The organism is Roseiterribacter gracilis (assembly GCA_018332375.1).
Classification (GTDB): Bacteria; Pseudomonadota; Alphaproteobacteria; order BOG-932; family Roseiterribacteraceae; genus Roseiterribacter; species Roseiterribacter gracilis.
In genome coordinates this window covers 2,506,116-2,523,058 of the sequence record BOPV01000001.1, presented here as the reverse complement: position 1 = coordinate 2,523,058, position 16,943 = coordinate 2,506,116, and the positions used below count along the sequence as shown (strand labels likewise).

Below are 16,943 nucleotides of genomic sequence, written 5' to 3'. Positions count from 1 at the left end.
CATGCCTACAGACACGGATCCCGTCCTGGCTTCGCTGCGGATCGACCGTAGTGGTGTGCCGATCTACCTGCAGCTGCGCGACCAGCTTCTGCATGCGATCGGCGATGGCCGGTTGGTCCCGGATGCGCGGCTGCCGACGATGCGCGAAGTCGCGACGTCCTTGTCGGTCGATCTCAACACAGTCCGTCGCGCCTATGACGCGCTGGCGCGCACCGGCGCCATTCGTGTCGTGCCTGCGCGCGGCACCTTCGTCGCCGAACGTCCGCCAGCACCCGACAAGGCGCTGCGCGACAAGACGGTCGACGCATTTGCACATCGTGTGATCGCGCTTGCGAACGCGGCTGGACTCGATCCGGCGGCGGCGGCCAAGCGCGTGCTTCAGATCCAGAAAGGGGACGAACGATGAATCCGATTTCGGGGCTTCTGTTCTTTGTGCTAATCGGCGCCGGCGCGCTGATCCTCGGCATGGGCACTGCGTTCGGCGGACTACGTCTGCCGCTGGGCGGCTTGCTGGTCGTGCTGGGCGGTTTGGCACCGCTGGCACTGCTGATGATCGACCAGTGGGAACGCGTCGTTGTGCTGCGTCTCGGCCGGTTCCAGGGCGCCAAAGGTCCGGGCCTGTTCTGGATCATTCCGTTCATCGATCGCGTCGCAGTGCGCATCGACCAACGTATTCAGACGATCGCGTTCGGTGCTGAAAAAGCGCTGACCAAAGACACGGTGCCGGTCGATGTCGACGCGGTGATTTTCTGGCAGGTGCACGATCCCGAACGCGCCGCGCTGGAGATCGCCGACTATCGCGTCGCGATCGCGCAGGTGGCGCAAACCTCGCTGCGCGAATCGATCGGCTCGACGCCGCTGACGTCGCTGCTCAGCGAACGTAAAAAGGTCGACGAGAAACTGCGCGAAGAAATCGGGCGCAAGACCGCCGAGTGGGGCGTTGCGGTGATCTCGGTCGAAATTCGCGACGTCGCCATCCCGCTGTCGCTGCAGGACGCGATGAGCCGCCAGGCCCAGGCCGAACGCGAACGCGAAGCGCGCGTGATCTTGGGCGCAGCCGAAAAACAAGTGGCACAGCAATTCCTCGAAGCGGCCGATACCTATTCGAAGAATCCCGCGGCGCTGCAGCTGCGTGCGATGAACATCATCTACGAGACGACCAAAGAACGTGGCGCTACGATCCTGATTCCGACCGCGATGGTCGATGCGATGAATCCGGGCGGCGTGCTGGGTCTGGTGAACAGCGCCAATCCGTCTTCGACGCCGGGCGCGGCGCCGGGTCCGTGGGGCAAGACGTCCTAAATCGGAGATGCGAGATGGCTCCAGCATTCTGCGCGCAGCAACCGCGACGATCCATGTTCGAGCCCGGCCCGCATCTACTGCGCAGTGCAACGCGTGCCGGCATTCTCTTTGCGCTGGCCGCAGCGGGCACGTTTGAACTGGCGCACGTGCTGGGGAAAGGCCCGCTGCAGACGGAAACAATAAGCGCGCAATTTCTGCTGTTGGCACTGCTGGTCGCGCCGTTGGTGCAGGCGGCGCTGGTGGCCGGACTTGTGATTGCGGCGGCAGCGATGGGCGCTGGCTGGCTGGCGCCGTTGGCGACGTTCGGGCTCGCCTTCGCAATCTATGCGCAGCACGACGTCGCTTTCGTCGCGGCCGCGGTTTGTGCCGGCCTGACGGCGATTCAGTTTCGCGTCTGGGCGGCGCGCACGCGCAAGCCGGTCGCGGCCTTTGCCGCCGTCGCCTGGACCACTTTCATCGCCAACGCGACGCTGATCGAACTTGCGGACCTGGTCAGGCGAGTGATCTGAACCACCAAGGCTGCGGACCGGCGCCGCGGCTTTTGATCAGCAGCTTCTGGCGCAGGAAGCGGCGGATGCTGGTCGGCCCCATGCGGCTGCCGCCCAGGCCGGACAGTTTGAACGACATCTTTTCGCCGTCCGACACGACGGCAGTCAGCGTCGCATCGTTGATCGACACCGCACCGGCATCGAGCCGGCGGGCAACCAGCTCGGCTTCTTGTTCGCTGGCGGCGAAGACCGCGGCCGACAGGCCGTAGACACTGTCATTGGCAAGCGCGACTGCCTGCTCGACCGTGTCGAACGCCATCACCGGCAAGATCGGGCCGAAGGTTTCTTCGGTCATCACCAGCATCGTATGATCGACCTTGGTCAGCAATGTCGGCAGCAGATAGGTGCCGCCCTCCAGCACTTGCAGCTCGCCGCCCGTCACCACGACAGCGCCTTTCGCTTTCGCGTCGTCGAGTTGCGCGCGCAGGATTTCGGCCTGGCGCGCGAAAATCACCGGACCGATTTCGCCGTCATTGGGTTTGGGAAAGGCCAGCTTCAACCGCCGCAGTTTGTCGGCGAGCTGCGTGACGAACCGGTCGTGCAGGCTGCGATGCACGTAGATGCGCTCGATCGATTGACAGGCCTGGCCCGCATTGGCGGTTGCACCCCACGCCAGCGCCGACGTTGCGCGATCGAGATCGGCGCCGGGCAGAATGATCGCGGGATCCTTGCCGCCAAGTTCGAGGAACGCGGGAATGAAGTTGCGCGCGCAGGCTTCACCGACGTTGCGACCGGTCGCGACCGAGCCCGTAAACACGACCATGTCGACGCGCTCGATCAGCGCCGCGCCGACTTTGCCGTCGCCCAGCACGTAGCGCAGCACCGCGGCCAGTTCGGGCACCTGGTTGATCGTCGCGATCAACGGTTCGACGAAGCGCGGCGTCACTTCGCTTGGTTTGACCAACACCGCGCTGCCTGCGAGCAACGCCGGAATCGCATCGATCACCGACAGGCCGAGTGGAAAATTCCATGGGCTGATCACACCCACCAGCGGATAGGGAACGAGTTGTCCCGCCAGCTTGATGGTTTCGACCGCACTGGCGCGTTCGTCGAAGGTCGCCAGCTGCGCCGGCGCGTCGCGCAGCCAGCGCGCCAAGGTGCCGCGAAACAGATTCATTTCGGCATGGGTTTCGCCGAACCGTCCCGTGTCGTGGATCAGCGCCTCGATCAGCGCGCCGCTGGCGGCCTCGACTGCATCGCCCCAGCGACGCAACACGGCGACGCGCGCTTCGACTGGCAACGCAGCCCAGTCCCGCTGTGCTTCGCGCAACGATGCAGCATGCGCGTCGAGATCTGCTTCGGTTGCCGGCGCGAATTGATAGTCGTCGCGACCAGTGCGGGGATTGCGAACCTGAATCACGTCAGAGCACACCGCGTGCGGTCAGGGCGGCGATGACGTTGCGCTGTCGTTCGACGAAGACGCTGCGATCGGGCACGGCGACCTTGCCGTCGCGCCACATCGTATTCTTGGGATGGATCTCCGCTGCGTAGGTTTCGCTGAACGGGCCCAGCGCCTGGCGCGCCAGCAGATTGCCCATGCCGACGCGCGCGCGATTGCGACGTAGCGCGGCGAGATCGAGTTCGGCATTGGCCGCCATCGTCTCGCCTGTGTCCGCAACCGCCAGAACGCGCCCGGTATAGTCGATCAGTTTCGACATGCCGTCGGTCGAATTCTCGGGCATCGGCGTTCCTTCGATACCGCCCGAATTTGCCGAAACGACATAGACGAGGTTTTCCAGCGCACGCGCGCGCTTGGCGATGTCTTTCGGCGTCAGGTCGGGCGATCCGGTTTCGCTGGTCGAATGCAGCAAAATCTCCGCGCCTTTCACCGCATGGGCGCGCGCTATTTCGGGATAGAGGATTTCTTCCGACGCGATCGCAGCCAGCTTGCCGATCTCGGTTGCCGCGACCGGGAACACCGCGTCAATGCCGTAGCGATCGAGAAACGCGTCCCACACATCCCACGGCGACGGTGCGAACATCGAGATCAACCGGCGATAGCGCAGCACCAGTTCGCCCGATGGTGACCAGACCAGGCACGACTGAAAATAGAGATCGGGGAAGCCCGGGTCGGTTTCGTAGGCATTGCCCGCGAGAAAGACATTGTGCTTCTGCGCCACCGCAGCGAGCGCGGTTGCTTCGGCGCCGTCCGGTGCGATCGCTGCTTTGTCGCGCCATGCCGGCAGCGGATCGCCGACCGGAAACGAGGTCAGGAAATACTCGGGCAGCACGACCAGCCGAACGTCACTGCCGATGAAGCCTTTGCTGGCGCCAATCTGCGCGTCGATCCGCGCGATCGTGGCCAGCATCGACGCACGCGCCTCGTCCTTGCCGAGAAGATTCACCGCGCGACAGCGAACTTGCAGTGCGAGCGCTCGGTAGGCGGTCGTCTCTGTCATTCTGCTTCCTTGTCGCTCACATTCGGCCTTGCATAATGTCCGGACAAATCGCCGGGGTCGCAAGCCCCGTTCATGAGGAAAGATAGATGCCGCTCGATCTCGGGCTGCTCGCGCTCGTGCATGTGTTGCTGCTGGTCTATTGGCTCGGCGGCGACCTTGGCGTGTTTTATTGCGCGGGCTTTCTCATCAAGCCCGAGCTTCCCGTCGCGACGCGGCTGACGGTGATGAAGATCCTGCATTTCCTCGATCAAGCGCCGCGCATTTGCCTGGTGCTGATCCTGCCCGTCGGCACGACATTGGGTTTGCGCGCGGGCTATCTGCGCTTCGATCCGATTCTGTTGCTGCCGCTTTGGATCTTCGCCGCTGTCTGGCTGTGGATGGTGCTGGTGTTGGCGACGAAAGCGCGAACCAAGCTCGGCCGGTATGTCGCCAAACTCGATCTTGCCATGCGCTTCGTCGTCATCACCGCGTTGCTGTTTGTCGCATTGCGATCGCTGGCTGGTGACGGGCCCGCGACCGGATCGAATTGGCTGGCAGCGAAACTGATCGTCTATGCGCTGCTGATCGTGAACGGCTTGATGATCCGCCTGACCTTTCGCCCGTTCGGCCCTGCGTTCGGTGCGTTGATCCAGACCGGCTCCTCGCCCGACGTCGAAGCGACGTTGCGACGAACCGTGCATCGCGTGCGGCCGGTGGTGCTGACTTTATGGTGCCTGCTCCTCGTCGAAGCCTATCTCGGACTAGCGAAGCCATTCTGATGGACGCAAATCAACTCGCCGACAAGTTGGCGCAACGGCTTGGTGCCGAGCAGATCGTGCGCGACGAAACCGAACGCGCTTTGTTCGGCATGGATGTGTACGAGGCAGCCAAGTTCGTGCCCGCGCTGGTCGTACGCCCGGGGTCGACCGAAGAACTTGCCGCTGCGGTGCGCATGATCACCGCGGCCGACTTTGCCGTGGTGCCGCGCGGCGCGGGCATGTCCTACACCGGCGGCTACCTGCCGGTGTCGGATCGCAGCGTCACGATCGACATGTCGCGCATGGACCGCGTGCTCGAAATCAATCGCGACGACATGTATGTGCGCGTCGAAGCGGGCGTGACTTGGGCCAAGCTGCATGATGCGTTGTCCGACACGGGTTTGCGCACGCCGATGTGGGGCACCTTGTCGGGGCTGCGCGCGACGATTGGCGGTGGCCTGTCGCAAAACTCGATCTTCTTCGGCAGCGGCCTGTACGGCACGACCGCCGACAGCGTGCTTGGTCTTGAAGTGGTGCTGGCCGACGGCAGCGTGCTGCCGACCGGCTCGGCCGCGGTCGTTGGTGCGCAACCCTTCATGCGTTGGTACGGGCCCGATCTGACCGGGCTGTTCCTCGGCGATACGGGCGCGTTCGGCGTCAAAGCAACCGCGACCTTGAAATTGATTCTAGCCGCGACCGAGACGCGTTTCCTCAGCGTCGCGTTCGAAGAGTCGACCTCGCTCTATGCTGCGATGGCCGCGCTCGCGCGCGAACAGCTGGTCAGCGAATCTTTTGCATTTGATCCGGGCCTGCAGCAGCAGCGCTTGAAGCGCGCCAGTCTCGGCAGCGACCTCAAAGCGCTGAAAGGCGTCGTGACCGGGCAGGGGAGTTTGCTCAAAGGCGTGCTCGAAGGCGCCAAGGTCGCGGTTGCGGGACGGCGTTTCATGGATGACGTGAAATGGTCGCTGCACGCCACGGTCGAAGGGCGCGACGCCGATTATGTGAAGCGCATGGCCGATCGTGCGCGCGCCATCTGCGTGCAGCATGGCGGACGCGAGATCGAAAACACGATTCCCAAAGTGATGCGCGGCACGCCGTTCGGTCCGCTGATTTCGATGCTGGGTCCGGTCGGCGAACGCTGGATTCCGGTGCACGGTTTGATGCCGTTGTCGCAAGGGCCGCGCTTGCAGGCGGCGCTCGACGCGTTGTGGGCGCAGCATGCAGACGCGATTGCACAGCACGGGATCGTCGTTGGACAGCTGGCGGTGACGGTTGCGACCAACGCGATGTTGTTGGAGCCGATCTTCTGGTGGGAATCGGATCGGCTGCCGCTCCACGATCGCGCGCTGGGCGCCGAGTTCGTGGCCAACCTGACAGATTTCCCAGCCAATCCGGCGGCCGACGCGCTCGTGCACATGCTGCGCAAAGCCGCAGCCGAGCTGTTTTTGGCCCATGGCTGCACGCATTTCCAGATCGGCAAATCCTATCCGTACCGCCAGGGGTTGCGGCCCGAGGCGTGGCGCGTCGTGGAAGGCGTGAAGGCGCTTTTGGATTCAGAATGTCGTGTGAACCCGGGCTCGCTCGGTCTCGCGCCCGGCACGAATCGTTCGGTATGATGTCGCCGGCGCGTTTTCCCGCGAAGTGGGTACCGGTTCGCGGAGGGAGAAACGCGCGGACAAAATATTAGAGGAGAGCGGAATCCGATTTGAACAAATCGGATCTCGCTCGGGGAGACTGCGTGATGGCGACTGCCAAAAAGACGACGACTGCGAAGCCGACCATGAAGGTCGTTTCGTCGAAGGGCCCCAAACTGGTGCGCGACGAAGTGATGACGGCTGCACCCGAGATCGACAAGGTTGCGATCCGTGCACCGGATCCGGTCGAAGACCTGCCGGGCTTCGTTGCCGTTGCGCGACTCGCCAAAAGCCTCGAGCGCGGCAAGCTGGTGCAACGTCTGCGCACGACGGCAGAGAATTGGGAACGCTACGGCGCGCCCGCATTGCGTGGTCTGCGCATCGGCATGGCGGCGCTGCATCACCGCATCGATCGCGTGCCGCCGCCGGCACTGGTCGATGAAATTCGCGGTTCGCGCGAATTGCCCGAAGCAGCCCAACTTGGCCTCTACGCAACCGAACGCGTTGCGTACGCGCTCGGTGTCGAAGGCGATTCAAAAGAACAGCTGGCCAAGATCCAGACGCAGATCGACCTGCTGGAACGCCGTCACCGCACCATCTAGTCCCTGCGAAAGCAGGGATCCATTCAAGAGCCGCAGCGATGCGGCTCTTTTTGTTTGGCCCTTTGTTTTGCAGCAGGGCGTCGGCGCGATGGACCCATGCTTTCGCAGGGGATGTTTACGCAGCTCGCCGTGCGCGGTCCTGCATCAGTTCGGTGATGATCCAGTCTTCAAAAGCGCGGATCTTGGGCGTGTTGGCGCGCGATTCGGGATAGACCAGGAAATAGCCCTGTTCTAGCCGAACGCTTGTCGCGAAAGGCTGCACCAGCCGTCCCTGTTCCAGCTCGTCGCCGAACATGCCGACCGTCAGCAACGCTACGCCCTGACCCGACATCGCGGCCTGGCCCAACATATGTTGCGTCTCGAAGGTCGAGAACGGACCGGTCGGTTGCAGCTGCACCGGTTCGCCTGCAGCGTCGAACCAGCGTTCCCAATTCTCTTCATCGGGCGCCAGTAACGGCAGTTGCAGCAGATCGCGTGGACGCGTCACACCGCCAACCTTCGCCAGCAACGCTGGCGCAACCATAGGCGACAATTCCACCGTCATCAGCGGCACCGCGACAAGACCGGGCCAACGGCCGGCGCCGCCGCGAATACCGACATCGACATCTTCGCGCGCGAAATCGACGAGGCGCGCATTCGCTTCCAGCCGCACCGCGATCTTGGGCTGCGCGACTTGGAACCGGCCGAGGCGCGGCACCAGCCAGTTGGTCGCGAATGTATTGATGCTCGAAATCGACAACACGCCTTCGGCGCCTTCAGTCAGATCCGAGATGGCGGTGCGCAGACGCTGAAACGTCTCGGTCACAACCGGCGACAATTTCTGTCCTGCATCGGTCAGCGCCAACTGGCGCGTCAGGCGCCGGAACAGCGCCACGCCAAGCCGGTCTTCCAGCAGCTTGATCTGGTAGCTGACCGCCGCCTGGGTCATCCCAAGCTCGGAGGCGGCCTGGGTGAAGGACAGGTGACGCGCCGCGGCCTCGAAAACCCGGAAGGTATTGAGGGGTGGAAGCGGCTTGCTCACAGATAAGGCCTCCTTATGCGGGCGATCAGGAAGTCTCGTTTGTAACTGGCGGTATACCCCAGCATCTTCGCCACGTCACCTCGCGCGGCGGCTATCGGGCACGGACCCGGTAGATCGAACAAGCTTATCCGTCGGCGCACAAACGAACCTGGGATGGAGAAGCTCATCATGCGTGCATTGCTCACTCTGGCTGCCGTGGCGGCCCTCGCCGTCGCCGCGCCGGCCCTCGCCGCCGAAACCCCGGCCCCGATGGCGTCGGAGCAGGCCATGTCTGTCAACGAAGCCAAGCAGGTCGTCCGCAAGATGCTGACGGACGAGAACTCGTCGCTGCGCGTCGGCACGGCCGAGCGCCAGGGCGACACCGCGGTGGTCACGCTGGTTTCGGCCGAAGGTATTCCGGCCAAGAAGATTCGCATCGACCTGCGCACGGGTCAGCCGACCGGCTGAGTCCTGCTGATGCTTGTCTAGGTACGGCGGGTTGCGCGTTTCTTCCCCTTTCGCGCACCGGCTCGCACCAAACGGCCGCTTGTCCTTGCGACGGCGGCCGTTTCTTTTTGCGGCTCGCGTTGTGACTTTGCGCGCAGACCTGCGAAAGTCGGACATCGGTTCGATCGTGAGGTTCGCAATGCGCCGTCTTGCTCTGTTCGCTGCGTTGTTGGTTGCAGCACCGGCTTGGGCCGCTGACGGCGATCTCGATCGCAGCGTCGCTGCCATTGCCCGAATCGGCAGCGCGGGTTCGCCCAGCTTCTCGCCCGACGGAACCCGAATCGCTTTCGTCAGCAATCGCAGCGGCTCGCCGCAAGTCTGGGTGATGCCGGCGGCGGGCGGCGACGCAAAACAGATCACGACGCTGACCGATCCAGTCCAGTCGGTGCATTGGTCGCCGACCAACGACGATCTTGCCATCGACGTCGCGCCCGGCGGCGGTCTCAACGTGCAGATTTATGTGTTGAAGCCTGACGGATCGGCGCTGCGTCGTTTGACGCCGGGCGGGCAAGAAAACAACAGCCTCGCCGGTTGGACGAAAGACGGGCGTTTTTTGCGCGCCGGTTCGAATCAGCGCGACCCGGCGGCGTTCGACGCGTTGCTGCTCGATCCGCGCACCGGCACGTCGAAAGCGATCGTCGCCAAAGCGGGCAATAACGGCGTGCTCGACGTCAGCATGGACGGCAAATACGCGGTCGTGACGCGGCTGATCAGCCGCGGCGACAACAATCTCTATCTCGTCGACATGAAGAGCGGCGCCGAAACACTGCTGACGCCGCATGAAGGTACCGGCAGTTTTTATTGGGGCCAGTTCTCGCCCGACGGCAACCGCGTCTATGTCTCGACCAATGGCGGGCGTGACCGGATCGCGTTCGGCTATGTCGAACTCGACAAGTCGCACAAGCCGGGGCCGATGAAGATCGTCGCGTCGCGCGACGACGCGGAAGGCGACGGCGCCATTCTCGATCGCCAAGGCAAACGTGCAGCCTTGTTGTGGAACGTCGCGGGCCGTAGCGAGCTGTCGTTTCTCGACACTGCAACCGGCAAAGTTTCACCGGCGCCGAAACTACCTGCCGACGTCACCTACACGCTGCGCTTCTCGAAAGACGGCAGCCGGCTTGCGGTGGTCGCAACCGGATCGGCAATCACCACCGACATTCACGTGCTCGATATCGCAAGCGGCACGTTCACGCGCCTGACCAACAGCCCGCATGACGGTGTCGACCTTGCATCCTTCGTCGAGCCGACGCTGGTGACGTACAAGGCGCATGACGGTCTGGATTTGTCGGGCTGGTTGACGCGCCCGCGCGGCGTCACCGGACCGGGGCCGGTCGTGTTTTCGTTTCATGGCGGACCGGAAGGACAATCGCGTCCGGGCTTGAGCGACGTGACGCAAGCGCTGGTCGCGCGTGGCATCAGCGTGTTCGCGCCCAACGTTCGTGGTTCAACCGGCTTCGGCAAGAAGTTCATGAATCTCGACAATGGTGCGCTGCGCGTGAATTCGGTGCGCGACATCAAAGCGAGCGTCGATCACCTTGTCGCGACTGGCGTCGCGCAGCCGGGGCGTCTTGGCATCGTCGGCGGCAGTTACGGCGGCTACATGGTGATGGCGGGCGTCACCGAATATCCCGACATGTTCGCAGCCGGCGCCAATCTGTTCGGCATCGTGAATTTCGCCACGTTCTTCAAGCACACCCAGCCGTGGATGGCGGCGATTTCGAAAGTCGAGTACGGCGATCCCGACAAAGAGGCCGCGATGCTCGCCAGCCTGTCGCCGATTCACAAACTCGATCGCATCAAGACGCCGTTGATCGTGTTGCACGGCGCCAACGACACCAACGTGCCGGTGATCGAAGCCGAGCAGATCGTCGCCAGCCTCAAAGGCCGCAACGTGCCGGTCGAATATGTGCTGTTCCCCGACGAGGGACATGGCTGGCGCAAGATGCCCAACCGCGTGAAGTCGACCGTATCGATCGTGCAGTTCTTCGATCGCTATCTGAACGGCAAGCCACCGGGCTGAGTCTGGCTGCAATTGACCGGTCGCGGTGATTTAGCGAAGGTCGGGCGATGCTGCACGCACTCAGCGACCATTTTCTGATCGTCTTCGCGGCGCTGTTTCCGATCATCAATCCACCGGGAACGGCGCTGCTGTTTCTGGCGCTGACGCGGCATCTGCAAAAGCAGGATCGCGCGCTGTTGGCGAAATGGGTGGCGATCTACAGCTCGATCATCATGGCGGTGTCGCTGGCGATCGGTTCGTCGTTTCTGCAGCTGTTCGGCATCTCGGTTCCGATCCTGCGCATCGCGGGCGGACTGGTCGTGACTCTGTCGGGCTGGCAGTTGCTGCGCGCGCCCGCCAGCGGACCGGTTGCCGGCGGCGTGTCGACGGGCGATGGCACCGATCTCAAACAATTCGCCTTCTATCCGCTGACGCTGCCGCTCACGACGGGACCGGGCACGATTGCGGTGACGATCGCGTTGTCGACCGGTCGTTCGCAGCGCGCCGACATGACGAGCTACGCGCTCGGTTCGCTGGCGGCCGTATTGGCGATGGGTCTGTTGATTTTCGTGTCGTACCGCTTCGCCGATCGCATCGGCAGTGCGCTTGGAAAATCCGGCACCGACGCGCTGGCGCGTCTGTTCGCCTTCATTCTGATCTGCATCGGCGTGCAGCTGTTCTGGAGCGGCTTTACCGAAGCCTGGTTGTCGTTGCCGGTGCGCTGAGCGCACAACGAAAAACAAACGGGGATGAGAATGTCATTGCGCAGCCTGCTTGCCTCGATGTCGCTGTTGTTCGCAATTACGGCGTGTTCGACGTCGCCGGTTCCGACGTCTGCCGCGCAGCCGGTGCCGAGCGATCGTTTGCTCAACCGTGCCTATCTGCAGCCGCGGCCCGACTCGGCGGAAATCGTACTCAAACGCGACAGCGGGTTTGCAAGCGTCACCGCGAAGATCCGCGTGTTCATGGATGGCGTGCCGATTGCGGATCTGTACACGTCCGAGAAGGTCACGATCTATCCGCCCGCGGGATATCATGTTTTCAGCGCCAATTATCCGCAGGCGCTCTTCGGACTCGGCAACATCCCGGAGGTCGCGGCAGAGCTACGGCCGGGCGATCGACGTGCGTATCGCGTCGGCATCCTCGACGGCATTCTTGAAAACAGTCTCGTGATCAGCCCGACAGCGTTCTGATCCGTACGAAACGACAAAGGGCCGCCCTCTCAACGAGGCGGCCCTTTTGGTCTGACGGGGTTTGGTGGGTGCACAAGGACTCGAACCTTGGACCCGCTGATTAAGAGTCAGCTGCTCTACCAACTGAGCTATGCACCCACGATACCCGGCAGGGCGCGGAACATACCCAGAGGGGTCCGCCCCGTCCATAGGGGCAGGCCCCTTTTTTCGGGGCTCAGATCTCCCCGTTCCGCATCCGGGAATCCCGGTGCACCAGCACTGAGAGAATCAGCCCGAATCCGATCATCACGGCCATCATCGAGGTGCCGCCGAACGAAATCAGCGGCAACGGGACGCCCACGACCGGGATCAGCCCCATCACCATCGCGGTGTTGATGAAGACGTAGAGGAACAGGTTGATCGACAGGCCCAGCGCCAGGATGCGGCCAAATTGGTTGCGGGACCGCAATCCCACAAAGATCCCGTAGGCGACCACCATCGCGAACAGGGTGAGCAGGCTTACGCCACCCCAGAAGCCCCACTCCTCGCAGAGCAGGGTGAAAATGAAGTCGGTCTGTTTTTCCGGCAGGAAGTTCAGATGGCTTTGCGAGCCGAGCAGAAAGCCTTTGCCCCACAGCCCGCCCGATCCCAGCGCAATCTTTGACTGGGTGATGTGATAGCCGGCGCCCAGCGGATCGGTCGACGGATCCAGGAACGTGGTCACGCGGCGCTTCTGATAGTCCTTCATGAAACGCCAGACGAGCGGCACCGCGCCGACGCCGCATGCGATTAGCAGCCCGAATTTCCACAGCCGCACGCCGACCAGAAAAAAGATCGCGCCGCCCATCATCAGCAGCATCAACCCGGTGCCGAGATTGGGCTGCGCCAGCACCAACCCGACCGGCACCAGCACCATCGCGAGCGGTGCGAGCAAATAGGTCGGCCGGCGCACGTCTTCCAACGTCGCGTCATGAAACCAGCGCGCCAATCCCAGGATCAGCGCGATCTTCATCAACTCGGATGGCTGCAGCTGCACGAAGCCGAGATTGATCCAACGTTGCGCGCCAAGACCGCCGATCTTGCCGTAGGCTTCGACGCCCGCGAGCAGCAGCAGATTGGCGAAATAGATCGGGTACGCCATGCGCGCGAGAAAGCGGATGTCTATCAGCGCGATGCCGATCATGCCAACGAACAACACGCCAAAGCGCAGCGCGTGTCGGCCTGCCCACGGCTCCATGTGACCGTTGGCGGCCGAGTATTGCCCCAACACGCCGACCGCACCGAGCGCCAGCACCAGCACGACGAAGACGCGGCTGATCTGCCAGACCTTGGCGGCCAGCGACAATTCGGGCGTACCGAAAGCATGTGACGTGCGCGACGACGCGGAAATCCAACTCATCGCTACACCACCGCGCCCGGATTGCGCTTCTGCACTTCCAGCAACAGGTCGCGCGCGATCGGGGCGGCGACGGTGTTGCCGTGGCCGCCATGCTCGATCACGACGGCGCAGGCGTAACGCGGCGCGTTCGCCGGTGCGTAGCCGACGAACAGCGCGTGGTCGGCTTCGTCCCAATCCAGATCGTCGCTATGCACGCCTTCGTCTCGTTCTTCCTGGGTGATGCGACGGAACTGCGCGCTGCCGGTTTTGCCCGCCATCTGCATGCCGGGTTCTTTGATCTGCGCCGCTGCCGCCGTGCCGCCGGGGCTGCATACCGCTTCCAGCCCGGATTTCACCACGTCGAGATGCCGCGCCTCGAACGGCAGGCGCGACCATTCATTGCGCACGCCGGTCTTGGTGAGATGCGGCGATACCGCCGACCCACTCGCAAGCCGCGCAACCATCAACGCCAGTTGCAACGGATTGGCGCGCACGTCGCCTTGTCCGATGCCGACCGACGGCGTTTCGCCGGGGTGCCACACGTCGCGGCTGACTTTCTTTTTCCAAGCCGGGTTCGGCACCCGGCCGGCGCTTTCATGCGGAAGATCAACACCGCTCGGTTGGCCAAGGCCAAGCGTCGATGCCGCGTCGTAAATCGCATCGATGCCGGCGCGCGTCGCGACGTCATAGAAGAACACGTTGCAGGATTTGGCGAAGGCCTGCGCGAAGCCGACGCGGCCGTGCCCGCCCTTCAAGTGACAGTGGAATGTGTGATCGCCGACGGTGAAATGGCCGGCGCAGTTGACGGTGTGGTCGGGTTCGACTTTGCGCGTGCTGAGACCCGCGAGCGCGGTCGCGACTTTGAACGTCGAGCCTGGCGCGTAGACGCCGGTGATCGCCTTGTTCATCAACGGCGTCGCCGGATCCTGTACCAGCTCGGTCCAGACGCTCTGCGGAATCGGGCGCATAAACAGATCCGTTGCGATGCCGGGATAGGACGCAAGCGCATAGATCGCGCCGGTATGAATATCCAACACCACCGCCGCACCCGATCGTTTGGGTGCGAGTTTTTCATAGGCGAGTTTCTGCAACTCGGCGTCGAGCGTCAGCGTTAGTTTCGGTCCGGCTTGCGCATCGTCGCGCGCCAGTTCGCGCACGGCGCGGCCGACGGCGTTGACTTCGACCTGTGCCGTACCCGCGACGCCGCGCAGCGTTTGTTCGTGCTGCCGTTCGACGCCGTTCTTGCCGATCTTGAAGCCGGGCAGGGACAGGATCGGATCGCGGTCGGCTTTGAGGTCGGCTTCGGTCACGGCGCTGACGTAGCCGAGCAAATGGCTTGCGGCCGGTCCCAGCGGATAGGCGCGAACATCGCCAATTTCGATCGTCACGCCCGGCAGGTCGGGCGCGTGCACTTCGATCGCGGCGACCTGCTCCCACGGCAGGTTGTCGCGCAGCAGCACCGGCACGAAGCCGCGCTTGCGTGCGACGTCGCGTTCGATCCGTTGCAGGTCGTCGTCGTTCAGCGGAACGATGGTCTGCAACGTTGCAAGCGTGCGGTCGATCGACGGCGTGCGTTCCGCCACCAGCAAGGCGCGGAAGTTGCGTTCATTGTGCGCCAACGGCGTGCCGTAGCGATCGACGATCGTGCCGCGCGACGGCGCCAGCAGCCGGATCGCAATCCGGTTCTCGTCAGCCAGCGTCTGATAGCGTTCGCGGTCGCGGATCTGCAGCTGGTACATGCGCGCGCCCAGCAAGCCGAGCATTCCGACATGCAGCCCGCCGAGCATCGCTGCACGACGGCCGAGCGTACGCCGGCGCGGCAGGTCGGCGGGCAGATTCACGAAATGGCGCCGGGATCGCGTCTTTGCGCGGCCAGCATCAGATCGTGCGCGACCAACGCTGCGGTGGCGCCGTGATTGCCGTGCTCGCAGACGACGGCGCAGACATAGCGCGGATTGTCGACCGGGGCGTAGCTGACGAACAGGCCATGGTCGCGATCTTTCCACGGCAGCTGTTCCGACTTCACGCCGCGCTCGCGTTCGGCGGCGGTGATGCGGCGCACCTGCGCGCTGCCGGTTTTGCCCGCCATCTGCATGCCGGGCTCTTTGATCTGGCTGCGCGCCGCGGTGCCGTACTGCACGACTGCGGTCATGCCGAGACGGATCGCGTCGAGATGCTGTTGCTTGAACGGCAGACGTGGCCAATCGGTGCGTTCGCGGCCGACATCTTGGATTTCTTTGGCGAGATGCGGTTCGACCGCAAAGCCGCTGGCGATGCGCGCGCACATCACCGCAAGCTGCAGCGGCGTTACGACGACGGCGCCTTGGCCGATCGACACGGACAACGTTTCACCGGGATGCCAGATGTCGCCGGTCGCGCGCTTCTTCCACGCCGTGCTCGGTATCAAACCCGGACGTTCGTACGGCAGATCGAGACCGGTCTTGCCGCCGAACCCCAACTTGGTTGCGGTGGCCCAGATCGCATCGATGCCGGCGCGCCGTCCGACGTCGTAGAAGAAACAGTCGCAGCTTTGCGCGAAGGCATAGGTCAGATTGACCGAACCGTGTCCGCCCTTCTTCCAGCAATGGAAGACGTGATCGCCGAACGGGTACTGGCCGTTGCAATGGACCGTGTGGTTGAGATCGATCGCACCGCTGTCGAGACCGGCCAGCGCCGTCGTCATCTTGAAGGTCGAGCCCGGCGGATAGACGCCGCCCGACGCTTTGTTGTTGAGCGGCAATGTCGGCGACGATTGCAGCTCTTCCCACAAATCGAGCGGGATGCCGCGGCTGAAAATATTGGGATCGAAGCCGGGGAAGCTCGCCATCACGTAGATCGCGCCGGTATGCGCATCCATCACGACGGCGGCGCCCGACTCTTCCTGGCGCAGCCGTTCGTGCGCGACTTTCTGCAGCTCGGCGTCGATCGTCAGCGTCAGACGATGGCCCGCCTTGGCGTCGTCGCGCGCAAGCTCGCGGATGGTGCGGCCGTAGGCGTTGACTTCGACCTGCGTGGTTCCGGCGCGACCGCGCAGATTGAGTTCGTGATGTTTCTCGATGCCGTTCTTGCCGATCTTGAATCCGGGCAGCGCGAGCACCGGTTCTTTCTCGTCTTTCAGTTCGGCTTCGTTGACCGCGCTGACATAGCCGACGACATGGCTCAGCGCGTCGCCGAGCGGATAGGAACGGACTTCGCCGACATCGATCGACACGCCCGGCAGATCCGGCGCATTGACCTGCACGGCCGCGACTTGTTCCCAGGTCAGGTTCTCGCGCAGCAGCACGGGCATGAAGGCGCGCTTCTTCGCGACTTCTTTCAGGATGCGCTGCTTCTCCTGATCGCCCAGCGACAACATGCTGGTCAGTGTGTTGAGCGTGCGTTCGACCGACGGGGTTTGTTCGCTGACGATCAGCGCGCGGTAATTGCGTTCGTTGAGCGCTAGCGGCTGGCCGTAGCGATCGACGATCGTACCGCGCGACGGCGCCAGCAAACGCAGATTGATGCGGTTGTCGTCGGCGAGCATCTGGTAACGCTCGCTTTCCAACACTTGCAGCCAGTACATGCGCGAACCGAGCACACCGAGCATGCCCAGCTGCAGCCCGCCGAGCATCGCCGCACGGCGGCCCAGCGTGCGAAACCGGTCTGCGTCGCGGTCTGCGCTCATG

At 63.6% G+C, this 16,943-nt stretch carries 16 protein-coding genes and 1 tRNA gene; 10 read left to right on the top strand and 7 right to left on the bottom strand.

Annotated elements, in window-relative coordinates; genetic code table 11:
• The first annotated feature begins 1 nt into the window (after window position 1).
• From TMPK1_RS12425 to TMPK1_RS12415, 3 genes are read left to right on the top strand one after another with little or no spacing between them, the layout of a single operon-like run.
• Window positions 2-406, top strand: a complete 405-nt coding sequence (locus TMPK1_RS12425) for a GntR family transcriptional regulator (RefSeq protein WP_420243333.1) — start codon at window positions 2-4, stop codon at window positions 404-406.
• The gene (locus tag TMPK1_RS12420) at window positions 403-1,302 is read left to right on the top strand and encodes a slipin family protein (RefSeq protein ID WP_420243332.1); all 900 of its coding nucleotides are present in this window, start codon (window positions 403-405) and stop codon (window positions 1,300-1,302) included. Before TMPK1_RS12425 ends, TMPK1_RS12420 begins: the two co-directional genes overlap by 4 nt.
• A gap of 53 nt (window positions 1,303-1,355) precedes the next feature.
• A complete protein-coding gene (locus TMPK1_RS12415) occupies window positions 1,356-1,811 on the top strand; it encodes a hypothetical protein (protein ID WP_420243331.1) in 456 nt (151 codons plus the stop codon).
• On the opposite strand, the gene TMPK1_RS12410 is transcribed toward TMPK1_RS12415, so the two are convergent.
• Window positions 1,795-3,210: an aldehyde dehydrogenase family protein gene (locus TMPK1_RS12410; protein WP_420243330.1), complete on the bottom strand. Its 1,416-nt coding sequence runs from the start codon at window positions 3,208-3,210 to the stop codon at window positions 1,795-1,797. The two genes, TMPK1_RS12415 and TMPK1_RS12410, sit on opposite strands and share 17 nt — an antisense overlap.
• A 1-nt stretch (window position 3,211) precedes the next feature.
• Entirely contained in the window at window positions 3,212-4,249 is a 1,038-nt protein-coding gene (locus TMPK1_RS12405) for a nitrilase-related carbon-nitrogen hydrolase (protein ID WP_420243329.1), read from the bottom strand.
• Window positions 4,250-4,335: 86 nt separating this feature from the next.
• On the opposite strand from TMPK1_RS12405, the gene TMPK1_RS12400 reads away from it, so the two are divergent.
• The 3 genes from TMPK1_RS12400 (at window position 4,336) to TMPK1_RS12390 (ending at window position 7,222) form a co-directional block, all read left to right on the top strand.
• Complete coding sequence (locus tag TMPK1_RS12400; RefSeq protein WP_420243328.1) at window positions 4,336-5,007, top strand: hypothetical protein; 672 nt, start codon at window positions 4,336-4,338, stop codon at window positions 5,005-5,007.
• Entirely contained in the window at window positions 5,007-6,602 is a 1,596-nt protein-coding gene (locus TMPK1_RS12395) for an FAD-binding oxidoreductase (protein WP_420243327.1), read from the top strand. The genes TMPK1_RS12400 and TMPK1_RS12395 overlap by 1 nt, the downstream gene beginning before the upstream one ends.
• Window positions 6,603-6,727: 125 nt before the next feature.
• On the top strand, window positions 6,728-7,222 hold the full coding sequence (locus TMPK1_RS12390) for a hypothetical protein (RefSeq protein WP_420243326.1): 495 nt from the start codon (window positions 6,728-6,730) through the stop codon (window positions 7,220-7,222).
• A gap of 115 nt (window positions 7,223-7,337) precedes the next feature.
• Here TMPK1_RS12390 and gcvA read toward each other — a convergent pair whose 3' ends face one another.
• Window positions 7,338-8,243, bottom strand: a complete 906-nt coding sequence (gcvA, locus tag TMPK1_RS12385) for a transcriptional regulator GcvA (protein ID WP_420243325.1) — start codon at window positions 8,241-8,243, stop codon at window positions 7,338-7,340.
• Window positions 8,244-8,396: 153 nt separating this feature from the next.
• On the opposite strand from gcvA, the gene TMPK1_RS12380 reads away from it, so the two are divergent.
• From TMPK1_RS12380 to TMPK1_RS12365, 4 genes are all read left to right on the top strand, one after another.
• Entirely contained in the window at window positions 8,397-8,690 is a 294-nt protein-coding gene (locus tag TMPK1_RS12380) for a hypothetical protein (protein ID WP_420243324.1), read from the top strand.
• A 178-nt stretch (window positions 8,691-8,868) separates the two neighbouring features.
• Window positions 8,869-10,749: a S9 family peptidase gene (locus TMPK1_RS12375; protein ID WP_420243323.1), complete on the top strand. Its 1,881-nt coding sequence runs from the start codon at window positions 8,869-8,871 to the stop codon at window positions 10,747-10,749.
• A gap of 47 nt (window positions 10,750-10,796) precedes the next feature.
• Window positions 10,797-11,453 (top strand): MarC family protein, encoded by a 657-nt coding sequence (locus TMPK1_RS12370; protein WP_420243322.1) that lies wholly within the window; start codon window positions 10,797-10,799, stop codon window positions 11,451-11,453.
• Window positions 11,454-11,483: 30 nt separating this feature from the next.
• Complete coding sequence (locus TMPK1_RS12365) at window positions 11,484-11,921, top strand: hypothetical protein (protein ID WP_420243321.1); 438 nt, start codon at window positions 11,484-11,486, stop codon at window positions 11,919-11,921.
• A 62-nt stretch (window positions 11,922-11,983) separates the two neighbouring features.
• Here TMPK1_RS12365 and TMPK1_RS12360 read toward each other — a convergent pair.
• The 4 genes from TMPK1_RS12360 to mrdA (TMPK1_RS12345) form a co-directional block, all read right to left on the bottom strand.
• A tRNA-Lys gene (locus TMPK1_RS12360) sits at window positions 11,984-12,059 on the bottom strand.
• 76 nt (window positions 12,060-12,135) lie between these two features.
• Entirely contained in the window at window positions 12,136-13,299 is a 1,164-nt protein-coding gene (gene rodA / locus TMPK1_RS12355) for a rod shape-determining protein RodA (protein WP_420243320.1), read from the bottom strand.
• 2 nt (window positions 13,300-13,301) lie between these two features.
• Entirely contained in the window at window positions 13,302-15,119 is a 1,818-nt protein-coding gene (gene mrdA, locus TMPK1_RS12350) for a penicillin-binding protein 2 (protein WP_420243319.1), read from the bottom strand.
• Entirely contained in the window at window positions 15,116-16,942 is a 1,827-nt protein-coding gene (gene mrdA / locus TMPK1_RS12345; RefSeq protein WP_420243318.1) for a penicillin-binding protein 2, read from the bottom strand. The genes mrdA (TMPK1_RS12350) and mrdA (TMPK1_RS12345) overlap by 4 nt, the downstream gene beginning before the upstream one ends.
• Between the last annotated feature and the right edge of the window lies 1 nt (window position 16,943).